General features: G+C 46.5%; 13 protein-coding genes. 2 read left to right on the forward strand and 11 right to left on the reverse strand.

Annotated elements, in window-relative coordinates:
• Window positions 1-2: 2 nt before the first annotated feature.
• From INQ51_RS03020 to INQ51_RS03070, 11 genes are read right to left on the reverse strand one after another with little or no spacing between them, the layout of a single operon-like run.
• The gene (locus INQ51_RS03020; protein WP_233376416.1) at window positions 3-752 is read right to left on the reverse strand and encodes a cell division protein FtsQ/DivIB; all 750 of its coding nucleotides are present in this window, start codon (window positions 750-752) and stop codon (window positions 3-5) included.
• Window positions 745-2136, reverse strand: a complete 1392-nt coding sequence (murC, locus tag INQ51_RS03025; protein WP_233376417.1) for a UDP-N-acetylmuramate--L-alanine ligase — start codon at window positions 2134-2136, stop codon at window positions 745-747. The genes INQ51_RS03020 and murC overlap by 8 nt, the downstream gene beginning before the upstream one ends.
• Entirely contained in the window at window positions 2133-3236 is a 1104-nt protein-coding gene (murG, locus tag INQ51_RS03030) for an undecaprenyldiphospho-muramoylpentapeptide beta-N-acetylglucosaminyltransferase (RefSeq protein ID WP_233376418.1), read from the reverse strand. Before murG ends, murC begins: the two co-directional genes overlap by 4 nt.
• Window positions 3233-4444 (reverse strand): FtsW/RodA/SpoVE family cell cycle protein, encoded by a 1212-nt coding sequence (locus INQ51_RS03035; protein WP_233376419.1) that lies wholly within the window; start codon window positions 4442-4444, stop codon window positions 3233-3235. The genes murG and INQ51_RS03035 overlap by 4 nt, the downstream gene beginning before the upstream one ends.
• On the reverse strand, window positions 4444-5781 hold the full coding sequence (murD, locus tag INQ51_RS03040; protein ID WP_233376420.1) for a UDP-N-acetylmuramoyl-L-alanine--D-glutamate ligase: 1338 nt from the start codon (window positions 5779-5781) through the stop codon (window positions 4444-4446). Before murD ends, INQ51_RS03035 begins: the two co-directional genes overlap by 1 nt.
• Before the next feature lies 1 nt (window position 5782).
• Window positions 5783-7033, reverse strand: coding sequence for a phospho-N-acetylmuramoyl-pentapeptide-transferase (gene mraY, locus INQ51_RS03045; RefSeq protein WP_233376421.1), 1251 nt, complete (start codon window positions 7031-7033; stop codon window positions 5783-5785).
• A gap of 10 nt (window positions 7034-7043) precedes the next feature.
• Window positions 7044-8501 carry a UDP-N-acetylmuramoyl-L-alanyl-D-glutamate--2,6-diaminopimelate ligase gene (locus INQ51_RS03050; RefSeq protein ID WP_233376422.1) on the reverse strand — a complete coding sequence of 486 codons (1458 nt, stop codon included), beginning with the start codon at window positions 8499-8501 and terminating at the stop codon, window positions 7044-7046.
• A gap of 1 nt (window position 8502) precedes the next feature.
• On the reverse strand, window positions 8503-10605 hold the full coding sequence (locus tag INQ51_RS03055) for a penicillin-binding protein (protein ID WP_233376423.1): 2103 nt from the start codon (window positions 10603-10605) through the stop codon (window positions 8503-8505).
• Window positions 10606-10608: 3 nt separating this feature from the next.
• Window positions 10609-10956, reverse strand: coding sequence for an FtsL-like putative cell division protein (locus INQ51_RS03060; protein ID WP_233376424.1), 348 nt, complete (start codon window positions 10954-10956; stop codon window positions 10609-10611).
• 1 nt (window position 10957) lies between these two features.
• Entirely contained in the window at window positions 10958-11860 is a 903-nt protein-coding gene (gene rsmH / locus INQ51_RS03065; protein ID WP_233376425.1) for a 16S rRNA (cytosine(1402)-N(4))-methyltransferase RsmH, read from the reverse strand.
• A 7-nt stretch (window positions 11861-11867) separates the two neighbouring features.
• On the reverse strand, window positions 11868-12320 hold the full coding sequence (locus tag INQ51_RS03070) for a division/cell wall cluster transcriptional repressor MraZ (protein WP_233376426.1): 453 nt from the start codon (window positions 12318-12320) through the stop codon (window positions 11868-11870).
• Between the two features lie 378 nt (window positions 12321-12698).
• Here INQ51_RS03070 and INQ51_RS03075 point away from each other — a divergent pair, with 378 nt between their 5' ends.
• Both INQ51_RS03075 and INQ51_RS03080 read left to right on the forward strand, forming a co-directional pair.
• A complete protein-coding gene (locus INQ51_RS03075) occupies window positions 12699-13547 on the forward strand; it encodes a 1-acyl-sn-glycerol-3-phosphate acyltransferase (protein WP_233376427.1) in 849 nt (282 codons plus the stop codon).
• A 136-nt stretch (window positions 13548-13683) separates the two neighbouring features.
• Window positions 13684-14643 (forward strand): GNAT family N-acetyltransferase, encoded by a 960-nt coding sequence (locus tag INQ51_RS03080; protein WP_233376428.1) that lies wholly within the window; start codon window positions 13684-13686, stop codon window positions 14641-14643.
• Window positions 14644-14647: the final 4 nt, after the last annotated feature.

Raw genomic sequence — 14647 nt, forward strand, 5'->3', positions numbered from 1 at the left:
AATTACCTTCTTTTAGCAATCACCTGATTCTTATATTTTAAACTAATCGACTCGTATTTGTTCCAGTTTCTATTGGCCAGTACCTGTTTGTAAAAAGCCTTCATGTTCCGGAATTTTTCCTGAAAATTATCAGGAGCTCCCAACTCTATTAAATGATCGCCCATCAACGGCGTCAATACAATGTCGCCATTGGGCTCCACGTGCACCTGTTCAATCTGCGCATTCCAGAACTCATCGCCGGTGATAAACAGCACACATGGCAGCAATTGTTCTTTTGCGTAGGTAGTATCGATGCTTCCGGTGGCCACCAACACCTGCGCCGGATAGGTGGACGACACCGGGAAACGATGTGCATACTCATCCAGGTAATACGAGCTGGTACTCGTAATCACCCGTACTACCGGTTCGCGGTGCTTCACCCGAACGGTCAGTATTCCGGAGAACGACGAGCTGTCTTTGGCTACCGTTTTGTAAACTTCCGCTTTAAAAACAGCGGCCTGTTTTTCAACAGCAGCCTCCAGTTTCTCGGCATCAATCTGATCAAAGGTCTTTCCAACAATGTCCTTGTCCGTTTTCTTAACCACCCGCCGGATCACCTCTTTGTTCAGCGTGATCTTGTCATCGGATTCATACTCAACACGGACAGTTTTACACAGAACTCCGGAGTATTTCATAGACGTGAAAGCCAGTGTTATTATCATGAACAACACCACCAGCAAAGCACCTCCTATTTTCCAAAGTCTTTTAAACACCTTGTTCCTGTTGTAAAAGTTCCACAATTGGTTTTACCATTCTGTCAATGTCTCCTGCCCCCATCGTCAGGATTATTTCATTCTGATCGTTTCTCAGCAGCCCTTCCAGTTCTGTTTTCTCCACCAGCTGCTTGGCCTCCAGCGCCATTTTATCAAAAATAATTTCAGAAGAAACTCCTTTGATGGGTTCTTCCCTTGCCGGATAAAGCGGCAGTAAAACAGCATGATCCAGCAGATCGAGGCTGGTGGCAAATTCAGCAGCAAAATCACGGGTACGTGAATAAAGGTGCGGCTGAAAAATACCGGTTACTTTTTTGCCGGGATAAAGCGCTTTCACCGACGAAATAAAGGCCTTCAACTCTTCGGGATGATGGGCATAATCGTCGATGTAAATCTTTTTTTCGGAGCGAAATCGTACATCAAAACGACGGGCCACTCCATGGTAATCCTGAATTCCGGCTTTTAGTTCGTTGGCACCTACTCCAGCCAGCCAGGCCAGCGAAGCTGCCCCAATAGCATTCTCCACGTTTACCAACCCGGGATATTCCATTTTGCAATTGGCAATAATTCCATCCGGTGTCTTCAGGTCAAAACCGTAGGTCCCGCTTATCTCATCCAGTTTCAGATTCAATGCAGCAAAATCGGTATCGTCTTTTAATGAATAGGTGAATACCTGTGCCTTTGTTTTGGAAGTATCCAACTCCACTCCTTTTTTAATGACCAGCTTTCCTTCTTCCCGAATCTGGGAAATAAACTTTTCGAACGATTCAACAATCCGCGCCTTGTCGCCGTAAATATCCAGGTGATCGGCATCTACCGAGGTCACCAGTGCCAGCAAAGGCTGCAAATGCAAAAACGAACGGTCGAACTCGTCGGCTTCGGCCACAATCCAAGGCGATTCTTCTTTAGGCAACACCAGGTTACTTCCAAAGTTTTTTGAAATGCCGCCCAGAAAAGCGCCACAGCCTTCCGGGGTTTTGTTCAAAATATTGGCTACCATCGTACTCGTGGTGGTTTTTCCGTGTGTACCTGCCACGGCAATCGCACTCTTTTCGTTGGCAATTAAACCCAGCACTTTGGCCCGTTTGAATAAACCAATGGGCTGGCTTTTAAACCAGTTCAGTTCTTTGTGCTCGTCGGGCAAGGCCGGAGTGTAAACCGCAATGGTTTCTGCCGGGTTCCACTTCGACGGAATATTCCGGATATCGTCTTCAAAGTGCACATCAATCCCCTCTTCCTGCAATGTATCGGTGAGTGCGGTTTGCGTGCGGTCGTAGCCCGCCACATTCTTACCGGTGTATTTAAAATACCGGGCAAGAGCGCTCATCCCAATTCCCCCGATTCCGAGGAAATACACATTCTTTATCTTCTCGATGCTCTTCATTTTAACAACTTTTCTACTTCATCAACTATTGTTTTCGTGGCTTCCGGTCTGGCCAGTTCCTTAATTTTCTCGGACAGGCGGGAGCATTTTTCATCGTCGTTTACCACTTCGAAAGCAAGCGGAAACAAACGGATGTCTATTTCATCGTCGCGCAACATTAAAGCGGCTTCTTTTTCAACCAAAGCCAGAGCATTTTTTGTCTGATGATCTTCTGCCACATTGGGCGATGGCACCAACACCGATGCCTTTCCTACCAAACAAAGCTCCGAGATCGTACCTGCACCGGCTCTCGAAATTACCAGGTCGGCCACTGCATAAGCCAAATCCATTCGCGAAATAAACTTATGCACCTGTAAATTTTCAGGCTTCGAAGTTCTTAATTCTTCTTCAATTCTGTCGTAATAAATCGCTCCGGTTTGCCAAATTATTTTACAATCATTGTCCGCGATCGACTTTATATTTTTGAGTACTGCATTGTTGACCGAGCGAGCCCCAAGGCTACCGCCAACAATGAGTATTACTTTATCGGTTTCATTCAGCCCAAAATATTGCAGGGCCTCTTGTTTGTCTATTTTTTGAATGAGGTTCTCGCGCACGGGATTTCCGGTAAACACGATCTTCTCTTTCGGGAAAAAGCGCTCCATTTTATCGTAGGCCACGCAAATACTTTTCACTTTTTTGCTCAGTAGCTTGTTGGTGATCCCCGCGTAAGAATTCTGTTCCTGAATCAGCGTTGGAATCTTAAATTTCGCAGCAGCCCTCAAAAGCGGACCACTGGCATAGCCTCCCACACCAATCGCCACTTCGGGTTTAAAATCTTTTACTATTTTGCGGGCCATCGAAGCACTTTGCATCAGCTTTCTGAAAAAGGTGATCATTTTTAAGCTGGGCTTGCGCGGAAATCCCATCACCGGTAACCCAATAATTTTGTAACCGGCCGCGGGAACTTTCTCCATCTCCATGCGCCCCAAAGCGCCTACAAACAAAATTTCGGCCTCCGGATTCCGGCGCCGTATTTCATTGGCAATGGCCAGGGCCGGGAAAATATGTCCCCCGGTTCCTCCTCCGCTTAATATGACTCTGTTTATCTTTTGTTTCATTCGCTTTTTTCAATTTCATAATCTTCGTCCGGCGCTTTAATCATCACCGGCTGATCCACCGCTTCGTGGTCCACCTGGTTTTGGTAACTCACGCTTAAAATACACCCGAACGAAATGGCTGTAAACAACAAGGCGGTTCCACCGTAACTTACCCACGGCAGGGGCTGCCCCGTAACCGGCAGGGTACCGCTTGACACCCCAATATTTATCATGGCCTGGTAAACCAGTATCATCGTTAGCCCTACCACCAAAAATGCGGGAAAAGTACGGTTGGCCCTTCGGACAATCGTCACTCCCCTGAAAAAGAAGATCAGGTACAAAAAGATCACCCCGATACCGATAAACAAACCGTATTCTTCTACGATAATGGCAAAAATAAAGTCGTTGTAGGCCGCCGCCATAAAGTTACTTACATCCGACTGTCCGGGACCTTTCCCAAAGAATCCTCCGGAATAAATAGCCAACTTCGCATAATCGGCCTGGGTAATTCCGTGGTTTGAATTTGGATCGCCGTGAATAAAGCGGTCGATACGGCCTTTAATGGTCGCAATACGAGCGGGCGGCTCGTCCATAATACTGGCACCAAAATACATCAACGCCACAAAACCAATTCCGGCCACTACCACCAAAAACATATATTTTAAAGGAATACGCCCAATGAACATCATGGTCATGATGGCTGCAAAAAGCAGTGCCGATGTAGAGAAATCGGATAAGGAGATCAGGAAACACACAATTCCTGCAGGAATAATAATTCCCCGGAATGCCAGAAAAAGATCCCGCTTTGTTTTTTGCTTTTTACCCAGCACTTTCGCAGCATACATGATGAGTGAAATTTTGGCTACTTCAGCCGGCTGAAACGACAAGGGCCCCAAAGGAAGCGTTCGTCCACTTCCCGGAATAATATGCGTGAATTTAAGCCCAACCGCCAGCACCAGCAGGGCAATACTAAAATACAGCATCAGGTTGGCTGCCATTGAATAAATCTTTACCGGCAACACATTTACCATCAACAACATCACGCCAAAGCCGGCAACCAAAAACCCCATGTGCCGAACCAGGTAGATCCAGGTTTTTCCTGAAGCTACACGGTATGCCAATGCCCCTGTCGCACTGTAAACAATCAGCAGCGAAAGAAGCGACAATAAAATCAGCACAGCCCAGATAACACGGTCGCCTTTGAATATTTTCCAAAAGGAAACGTTCATTATAAATTTCTTACCTGTTTTTTAAACTGATTACCGCGGTCTTCGTAATTCTCAAACAAATCAAAACTCGCACATGCGGGCGAAAGCAAAACAGTATCCCCGTTACGAGCCAGGTAGTAAGCAGCGCGCACAGCTTCTTCCATGCTGCCGGTTTCTACGATGTCGGCCACACAATCACCAAAAGCTTCTTTGATTTTTGCGTTATTTTTTCCCAAACAAACAATGGCTTTTACCTTGTCGGTTACCAATCCCTTCAGAATTGAATAATCGTTGCCTTTGTCAACACCTCCGGCAATCCAAACCACCGGCTTGTGCATGCTTTCCAACGCATACCACGACGAGTTGACATTGGTAGCCTTTGAATCGTTCACGAACTCGATGCCGTGAACTTTCAGGAAATGCTCCAGACGGTGTTCCACTCCTTTAAAATCGGACAGGCTTTCTCTTAACTGTTCGTTGCGAATTTGAAACACCATGCTGGCAATGCCCGCAGCCATGCTGTTGTAAATGTTGTGTTTCCCTTGTAATGATAAATCCAGAATAGACATACTGAATTGGTTTTGTTTTAAGTTGATAATTATCCGTTTCTCTTGTACTCCTGCTCCCGGCACGCTGGCCGCTCCCAACCCAAAAGGAACCTGAACAGAAGCTATTTCTCTTTTTTCTATTTCTTGTTTGATCACTTCATCGTCGTCGCAATAGATGAAATAATCGTCGCTTGTTTGGTTTTGAAGGATTCTGAATTTCGAATCCACGTAGTTCTGCATTTGATAGCCGTAACGATCGAGGTGATCGGGTGTAATGTTCAGCAAAACCGCTACGTCGGCACGGAAGTCGTACATACCGTCGAGCTGAAAACTGCTGAGTTCGATCACATACACATCGTGCTCTTCTTCGGCCACCTGCCAGGCAAAACTTTTTCCCACATTTCCGGCAAGGCCCACATTCAACCCGGCTTTCTGCAAAATATGGTAAGTAAGCAGCGTTGTGGTAGTTTTCCCGTTGCTGCCCGTAATACAAATGGTTTTTGCATCGGTGTACCTGCCTGCAAATTCGATTTCCGAAACAACCGGAATTCCTTTTTCCCTGAGTTTTACAATCAGCGGTGCAGTTTCGGGTATCCCCGGGCTTTTTACCACCAACTCTGCATTCAGAATTTTATCCTCTGTATGCTGGCCTGCTTCAAATTCAATCGCATAATCAGAAAGTACTTTCTGATATTTCTCCTTTATCTTTCCGAGGTCGGAAACAAAAACGGCAAATCCCTTCTTTTGCGCGAGGATGGCTGCTCCAACCCCACTTTCGCCTGCTCCCAATATGGCTACCAGATTTTCCACCTTACCTCATTTTTAATGTTGCCACTGTTACCACTGCCAGGATAATTCCTACGATCCAGAAACGCGTTACGATCTTGGGTTCGGGAAATCCTTTTTTCTGAAAATGATGATGAATCGGGCTCATCAGAAATACACGCCGTCCTTTGCCATATTTGCGTTTGGTGTATTTAAACCAGGTCACCTGTATGATCACCGAAAGGTTTTCGACCAGGAAAATGCCGCAAAGCAGCGGTATCAGAATCTCTTTACGTATGATGATGGCAAAAACCGCCAGAATTCCGCCCAGTGCCAGACTTCCGGTGTCGCCCATAAATACCTGCGCCGGGTACGAGTTGTACCACAAAAACCCAACGGTTGCCCCGATAAAAGCGGCTATAAAAATGGTAAGCTCACCAATGTTGGGGATGTACATGATGTTCAGGTAGTCGGCATAAATGATGTTACCACTAACATAGGCCAGAATACCCAACGTTGCCCCGCTAATGGCAGAGGTTCCGGTGGCCAGTCCGTCGATACCGTCGGTTAGGTTGGCTGCATTCGAAACGGCTGTGATAATCAGAATAATGGCAATGGCATAAATCACCCATTTCAGCCAGCGGGCGGCATCTCCGGCAAAAGCCACCAGCCACGCATAATCAAACTCGTTCTTTTTGATAAACGGAATGGTTGTTTTGGTCGATTTAACTTCTTCGGTTACAAAAACTTCCTGCACCTCCCCCGTCACCGGGTCGTTGGTTTGCATGGTCAGGTATTTTCCGTTCTCGTCGCGAACGTGTTCCCGCACTTTTACATCGTCGCTGATAAAAAGTGTGGCCACCACAAAAAGTCCCAAACTCACCTGTCCCAGAATCTTAAAACGCCCGGCCAACCCTTGTTTGTTCTTTTTGAAAACCTTGATATAGTCGTCGATAAAACCGATCAATCCTAAAAAAGCCGTGGTGATCAGCATTAAAAGAATGTACACATTATCGAGGCGGGCAAACAACAAAGTAGGGATGATGATTGCCATCAGAATAATAATACCACCCATGGTGGGCGTACCTTGTTTTTGCATCTGACCTTCGAGCCCCAAATCACGCACTTCGTCGCCAATTTGCTTGCGCTGCAGAATCCGGATCAGTTTCTTCCCAAATACGGTGGTAATAAACAACGACAAAATAATGGCTGCCGCCGAGCGGAAAGAGATGCCGGGGATCATCCCTGCTCCCGGAATATCATAACTTTTTAGTATTTCATATAACCAGTACAACATATCTCTGTATTTAATCGTCCAATCCGAAACATTTCCTTACTTCTTCCCTGTCATCAAAATGATGCTTCACCCCGTTTACTTCCTGGTAATTCTCGTGCCCTTTTCCGGCAATCAGAATAATATCCCCGGGCTGCGCCATCAGAACTGCTGTCTTTATGGCATCCCTACGACTTTCGATCGAAACCACCTTGTTTTTGTATTGCGGGTCAACACCGGCTTCCATGTCTTTAATAATGGCTGCCGGGTCTTCGGTCCGTGGGTTATCCGATGTCAGAATCACCTTATCGCTGGCCAACAAGGCTTCGTGCGCCATTTCGGGGCGTTTGGTTTTGTCGCGGTCGCCACCGGCACCAACTACGGTAATTACCTGCTCGTTTCTTGTTCTTATTTCTGAAATAGCCCCGAGTACATTTTTCAGCGCGTCGGGCGTGTGTGCATAATCCACAATGGCGTATTTACCATCGAGACTGCGAATGGTTTCGAAACGCCCCTGTACCGATTGCAGGTTGCTGATGTGCGCCAACACCTCATCGCGGTTCTGCCCCAGCTGAATAGCGGTTGCATAGACAGCCAACAAATTGGAAGCATTAAACAAACCCACAAAGCGGGTCCATATTTCCTGACCATCGAGGTTTAGCAGCATCCCGTCGAAATGACTTTCGAGCACTTTGCAGCGGTAATCCGCCATCGAGCGATTGGAATAGGTCAGCTTTTGTGCTTTGGTATTTTGCAACATCACCAAACCATTTTTATCGTCCACGTTGGTAAGCGCGAATGCCGAAGCAGGCAGTCCGTCAAAAAAAGCCTTTTTCGCCTTGATGTATTCCGCGAACGTTTTGTGGTAATCCAGGTGATCGTGCGTGATATTCGTAAAAATCCCGCCTGCAAATTCAATCCCGGAAATCCGCTCCTGGTGAATTGCATGCGAACTCACTTCCATAAAACAGTATTCGCAACCTTCAGCAGCCATCTCGGCCATCAGTTGCTGTATTTTCAACGCATCGGGCGTGGTATGCGAAGCCACTTCCTCGGTTTCGTTGATTTTATAAGTAATGGTAGAAATCAGCCCAACATTGTAGCCTTGCATGCGGAATAAACGATGCAACAAGGTGGCAATGCTGGTTTTACCGTTGGTACCGGTTACGCCCACCACCTTCATTTTCGCCGATGGGTAATTGTAAAATGCCGAAGCCAGTTGCCCCAGCACCGCATTTGCGTCCGCCACTTTAACAAAGCTCACATTTTTAGGCAGCTCGCCCGGCAGTTCTTCACAAACCACCACCGACGCTCCGCCGGCAATTGCCTTGCCTATAAATTGGTGTCCATCCACATGTACTCCACGCTGTGCCACGAATACAAATCCGTCCTGCACTTTTCGTGAGTCGAAAGCAATCCCCTTCACCTCACCGGCAGGATCGCCAACGAGCTCCTTAACTTCTATTTTTTCGACCAGTTGATGTAACTTCATATTATCCCAGTGCTATGTAAATCGTTTGCCCGGGACTGCATTTTGCCCCTGCTCTTAACGATTGTGTTTTTACTTTTCCGACTCCGTTTATCTTTACTTTCAAACCTGCATTTTCAAGCAAAAAAATGGCATCGCTGGCGCCCATTCCGCGAACGTCCGGAACCAGTCCCTGCTGAAACTCAGTGCCGGTAACCAGCAATTGATTGTCGTTCTCTTCCACATTTGCGAGCGGAGATTCAGGTTTTCCCTTCACATTTTCGAGGTCCAGCTCGTCGGCCACTTCCAAAATATCTTCGGTATTTCCTTTGGCGATTTTCAGGTTACGACCCCGGTCCTCTTCCTGCTCATCTTCCAGGCTGGCCAAAATCTGGCTTGCATATACTTTTTCTGAAATTTCTTTAAATACAGGACCGGCCACCGACCCGCCATAGTACGATCCTCGCGGATTATTAAAGGTGACAATCAGGGAATACTGCGGATTATCTGCCGGAAAATATCCGGTAAACGAAGCCAGGTACATTCCTTTGCTATAACCTGAACTGCTGGTCGCCACACGGGCTGTTCCCGTTTTCCCGGCTACCTTAAAATATTTTCCCTGGATAGACGTCCCGGTTCCACGCTCACAAACTCCCTCCAACATATCTTGCGCCTTCCCGATGGTTTCGCGCGAAGCAATCATGGGGTTCAGCACCTCAGGATCAAAACGTTTCACCAGAATTCCATTGTCGCGAATTTCTTTTACCATTCGAGGTTTTACCATTTTACCACCATTGGCCACGGCATTGTAAAAAGTCAGGATTTGAAGCGGCGTCATTTTGGTTTCGTAACCGTACGACATACCCGCCAGCGTAGTTCCCCACCAATCGGCATCGCCCGGGTATTTAAAATACGGGCGGCCTTCTCCTTCAATTTCAATCCCCAGGGCTTTGTTCACCCCAAAACCGTAAACCCGGTCCACGTATTTTTTAGGATTCTTTGCGTAATGATCGGTAATGATTTTAGCAGTGCCTATGTTGGATGATTTCTCAAACACCTGTTTCACCGTCAGTTTTCCATAACCGTGGGTATCCCTGATCACGCGGCCATTGTTTGCCCACGAGCCGTTCCCGGTATCCACCACATCGCTGGTATCCACCACTCCGTCTTCCAGGGCAGCCATCAGCGAAACAAGCTTAAAAGAAGATCCCGGCTCAAAACAGCCCCTGTGCCCCAAGGCGTAATTATCTTTTTCGTAATAACCGCTTTCGCCTTTTCCCAAGTTAGCTATCGCCTTCAGTTCTCCGGTTTTCACCTCCATCAGAATAGCCGTAGCCCAGTCGGCGTTCGATTCCAGCAACTGGTTGTAAAGGGCACTCTCAACAATGTCCTGAAGTTTTACATTCAGCGTTGTGACCACATCCATTCCGTCCTGAGGTTCAATTTCGGTGCGAATCACCCAGCGCCCCGAAAGGTTTTGACGGTAGCTTACTCCGTCCTGTCCTTTCAGATATGATTCATAGGCACGCTCCAAACCGGTATAACCGATCGGCCCGTTAATTTCTTCGTATTCTCCTTTATTTAAACTCCCGATGGTACGCAGCGCCAAAGACCCCAGCGGATTCACACGCTTGTTCTCCTGCTCCACAATCATACCGCCACCGTAACGTCCGCGACGCAGGATCGGGAATTTCTTTAACTGCTGCAGTTCGAGGTAATCAATTTTCCGCGATGTGATCAGAAAACCACGGTTGCCCGCCTTGTAAGCTCCTTTTAATTTGCGCAGGTACTCGTTTTGAGAAGCATCCTTAAAAAAGCGTGACAAGTGCCAGGCCAGCGAGTCGCACTCATTATTAAATACCTTTTTCACACCATCGGCTGCCAAATCAATACGCACAAAATAACCAGGTACCGAAGTTGCCAGCACACTGCCATCTTCGGCACAAATGTTTCCGCGAGTAGGCTCTACCACAACGGTGTTTTTGCTGAGGTTTTCCTCGATCTGCTCCCAACGGTCGTTTTTAATGCGTTGCACCGAAAACAACTTCCCGATCACTATCAGGGTAAACAGCAGGAGCACAAAATACACCAGCGCAAAACGTGTTAATATGGTTTTTCGGATCCCCATCTATCAATTATCCTCTACTGTCAGTTTTCTGGGCGGCTTTACCGGTTCTTTTAAACCAATGCCAGCCTCGTTTACTTTTTTTGCCACCTCCGAAGGGCGGCTTGCATCCATTAATCTTGCTGAAATGGTAGCATGCTCCGAACGAAGCGCCTCCAATTCTTTTTGCATATCCCCGATTTGCCGGATTGTTTTTTCCGACCAGTTACGGTTCATAATCAGGGCCAGCCCAAACATGGCAAGCATCACCACAAAAGGGAATTGTCGCGAAATCCGTTCATCGGTCAGGATCGTTCCTCCAATGAACGACTTCATTCCCGTCTTCTTCTTTTTCCCCGTGCTCTCTCCTGCCATTTTACACCCTTTCTGCTATTCTTAATTTTGCACTTCTCGAACGCGGATTCGCCGCCAGTTCCTCTTCTCCCGGAGTTATCACCTTGCGGTTCACTGCCACAAAAGGCGTTTGAACATTCCCGTAAAAATCCTTCTCCACTTTCCCTTCAAAATTCCCGGTCTTTATAAAATTTTTACACAGACGGTCTTCCAGACTGTGGTAAGTAATGATCACCAAACGCCCACCGGGTTTGAGCAAATCCAGGCTGGCTTCCAGAAATTCCTTCAGTGCCTCCATCTCCTCGTTCACCTCAATGCGCAATGCCTGAAAAACCTGCGCCAGGTATTTATTCTCGATTGCCCTCGGCGCACACGCAGCCGCAATCTCTTTTAAGCGGGTAGTTGTATCGATGCGTTTTTGCACGCGCGCCTTTACAACCTCGGAAGCCAGTCGCCGCGCATTTTTTATTTCGCCATAGAGCGAAAAAAGCTGTTGTAACTGCGCCTCCGAATATTCATTAATAATGGTAGCGGCATCGGTTTGCGCTTCGCGGTTCATACGCATGTCCAGCGCTCCGTCGAAGCGAAACGAAAAGCCTCTCTCGGGAACATCAAAATCGTGCGACGAAACGCCCAGGTCGGCAAACATCACGTCTACTTCCTCCACGTCGTAATGCCGCAGGAAATTTTTAACATATTTGAAATTATGCCGGATAAAAAAAAGCCGGTCATCCTCTATGGCATTCCCGGCAGCATCTTCATCCTGATCGAAGGCAAACAGCCTCCCGTTATTTAACTGATCAAGAATGAGCCGGGAGTGACCGCCGCCGCCAAAGGTGGCATCGACCACACAGCTCCCCGGGCCGAGGTTCATCGCCTCGATACTTTCCCTTGCCAAAACCGGTATGTGATAAACGTTTGTCATCTTAACCTTACGCGTTTTGTCCATCAATCATTTTCAACATATCCAGGTAATCCTCATCCGAAACGCTCTCCTGAGCGCTAACCGCAGTACTTAAACGAATGGAAGTCTGCATGCCAAGGAAAGACACTTTGTCTTTCAGTCCGGCATACTCGAGAAACTCATTCGGGATATTGATCCTGCCATTTGCAGCAACTCCCACATGCACAAAATTCTGAAAGTAAAGCTGAAGCAACTTGTCGTGCATCGGGTTGGTCTCCGGGCTAAGCTTTGCCCTGAATTTCTCAACACCTCTTTCCCAGGTGTCAACCGTGTGGATATCCAAGCATTTACTCCGGCGGTTTTTTTCCACCACGACAAACTCAAGCTGCATCTCACCCATCGCCTTTTTAAAGGCCGAGGGCAATACCACCCTGCCTTTATCGTCGATAGTTGCGTTGTATTGTCCAGCGAAAGTTGCCATAAACGAGGTTCCACTTTTATTAAGCGTAAAAATACAATTTTATTCCAAATCATGCCATATTATTCCATTTCATTCCACACCCATTTTAGCCAACTTTGTTAATAACGCCTTACTAACCTGTTAATAACCCGCATTCGTCCGTTGAAATATTTCTCATTCTCACTGATTCAATGAAACTTACAAAACACCCCCAAAATAATAAACAGGCGTTAATAACTCTACAAAACCGCCTTAGCATCCTCTTAACCAACCAAATAAGATTACCTCAACCAATTGACGGTAGAATTGTTAATTTTGTCCCGACAAGATCACTGGCCGTTTTCCGATTTTTTACGAATGGCCTACTTTTTTTTTTAATGCTGATTAAACAACACAATGATGGCTGACACAGCAGGCAATACACCCATTAAACCCATCAACATCAGAGAAGTATTCCGGGAGAAGAACGAACGCATCGCCCGATTTATTCCGGGATTTGGCTACGCTTATCTCAACCGGATCCTGCACATCGATTTCATCAATAATTTATTGCAGAAATACGGACAACTCAAAGGAATTGAGTTTGTAGACAAGGTAGTGGAAGAGTTCAATGTACGCGAGCATCTACATGGTGCGGAAAACATCCCTTCCGAAGGTAAATTTATCTTCGCCAGCAATCACCCGCTGGGAGGATTCGACGGCATGCTGCTAATGAAAAACGTAGAAAAAAGACTCGGAAGCTTCAAGTTCCTCTCCAACGATATTTTACTGAATATTCCACAGCTCAGCCCCGTTTTTGTTCCGGTAAACAAGCACGGCGGCCATGCGCGGGAAGCAGCCAAAATGCTCTCGGGTGTTTACGAATCCGACGACCAGGTTTTAATCTTCCCCTCCGGTCTGGCATCCAGAAAAATTAAAGGGAAGATTGTGGATTTGGAGTGGAAAAAGCATTTTATTGCAAAGGCGATCAGACACAAACGGGACATTATTCCGGTATTTATCAGTGGAAAAAACACCAACCGCTTCTACCGCATTGCCAAACTCAGAAAGTTTTTCAAAATAAAATGGAACCTGGAGATGTTCTTTCTCCCCGACGAAACGTACCGTCACCGAAATACCGATGTTCATTTATATTTCGGGAAACCAATCCCTTATTCAACCTTCGACTCAACCAAAAACCACAAAGACTGGGCAGAATGGGTTAAACAACAAGTCTATCAATTACCGGCAACCGAAAGCCGGCATTAATTAAATAATAAGAAAATGTCTTGCTTCGACGGATTTTTTTAATTTTGTAATCCATTTTTCTAAAAGACCGTAAACAAGTTTGGATTGAATAACTTTTTGTCCAGATGGGATTAGAAAAAAACTAACAAAGTAACAGATGAAGGAAATTATAGCACCTGTATCCAAAGAAGAGCTTATTGCGGAGCTCACGCCGGATAAACTTCTAAGGAAAACAAACAAGGGAGGAAATGAGATCTACGTTATAACCGCACATGATTCTCCCGCAACCATGCAAGAATTAGGGCGGTTACGCGAGATAACATTCAGGGATGCAGGAGGAGGAACAGGAAAAGAAACCGACATCGACAATTACGACACACAGGAAAAACCATACAAACAGCTTTTGGTGTGGGACCCTGATGCGCAGGAGGTCTTAGGCGGCTATCGCTACATGATCTGTGCCGATGCTCCACGCAATGAAAAGGACGAAGTACTAATGGCAACATCCAGGGTATTTCACTTCTCCAAAGAATTTGTTGACAACTACCTCCCCTATACACTGGAACTGGGGCGTTCGTTTGTTCAACCGGCTTACCAGTCGAGCAAAGCAGGGGCAAAAGCTCTTTTTGCGCTCGATAATCTTTGGGACGGACTTGGAGCACTCACTGTCGACCATCCGGAAATAAAGTACTTTTTTGGAAAAATCACGATGTACGAACACTTCCACAACGAAGCGCGTAACCTTATCCAGTATTTCTTCAAAAAATATTTCCGCGACAAGGAAAACCTGGTGTATCCGAAGAATCCGGTGGAATTTGACATCGACATTCCGGCCATGCAAAAATTGTTTGTAGGCAGTAACTACAACGAAGACTACAAAATACTGGTGCAAGGCGTTCGTCAATTCGGAGAGAACATCCCTCCACTGGTAAACGCTTACATGAATTTGTCGCCGTCCATGAAAACATTTGGCACCATCAAAAACGAGAAATTTGGGAACGTCCTGGAAACCGGAATCATTGTTACCATAAAAGATATCTACGATGCCAAGGTTGACCGACACATCGAAACCTACATCAAAGACAAGGAAAACGACGAATTTCCCACACCAAAATAACAAC

The sequence above is a fragment of the Maribellus sp. CM-23 genome, assembly GCF_021354595.1.
Lineage (GTDB): Bacteria > Bacteroidota > Bacteroidia > Bacteroidales > Prolixibacteraceae > Draconibacterium.

Bases quoted from the DNA above. Each gene is read 5' to 3' on its own strand.
- INQ51_RS03060 (WP_233376424.1), bottom strand. From the start codon at position 10,956: ATGGCAGGAGAGAGCACGGGGAAAAAGAAGAAGACGGGAATGAAGTCG.
- INQ51_RS03080 (WP_233376428.1), top strand. From the start codon at position 13,684: ATGAAGGAAATTATAGCACCTGTATCCAAAGAAGAGCTTATTGCGGAG.
- mraY (WP_233376421.1), bottom strand. From the start codon at position 7,033: ATGTTGTACTGGTTATATGAAATACTAAAAAGTTATGATATTCCGGGA.
- INQ51_RS03050 (WP_233376422.1), bottom strand. From the start codon at position 8,501: ATGAAGTTACATCAACTGGTCGAAAAAATAGAAGTTAAGGAGCTCGTT.
- INQ51_RS03075 (WP_233376427.1), top strand. From the start codon at position 12,699: ATGGCTGACACAGCAGGCAATACACCCATTAAACCCATCAACATCAGA.
- INQ51_RS03035 (WP_233376419.1), bottom strand. From the start codon at position 4,444: ATGAACGTTTCCTTTTGGAAAATATTCAAAGGCGACCGTGTTATCTGG.
- rsmH (WP_233376425.1), bottom strand. From the start codon at position 11,860: ATGACAAACGTTTATCACATACCGGTTTTGGCAAGGGAAAGTATCGAG.
- INQ51_RS03070 (WP_233376426.1), bottom strand. From the start codon at position 12,320: ATGGCAACTTTCGCTGGACAATACAACGCAACTATCGACGATAAAGGC.
- murC (WP_233376417.1), bottom strand. From the start codon at position 2,136: ATGAAGAGCATCGAGAAGATAAAGAATGTGTATTTCCTCGGAATCGGG.
- INQ51_RS03055 (WP_233376423.1), bottom strand. From the start codon at position 10,605: ATGGGGATCCGAAAAACCATATTAACACGTTTTGCGCTGGTGTATTTT.
- murG (WP_233376418.1), bottom strand. From the start codon at position 3,236: ATGAAACAAAAGATAAACAGAGTCATATTAAGCGGAGGAGGAACCGGG.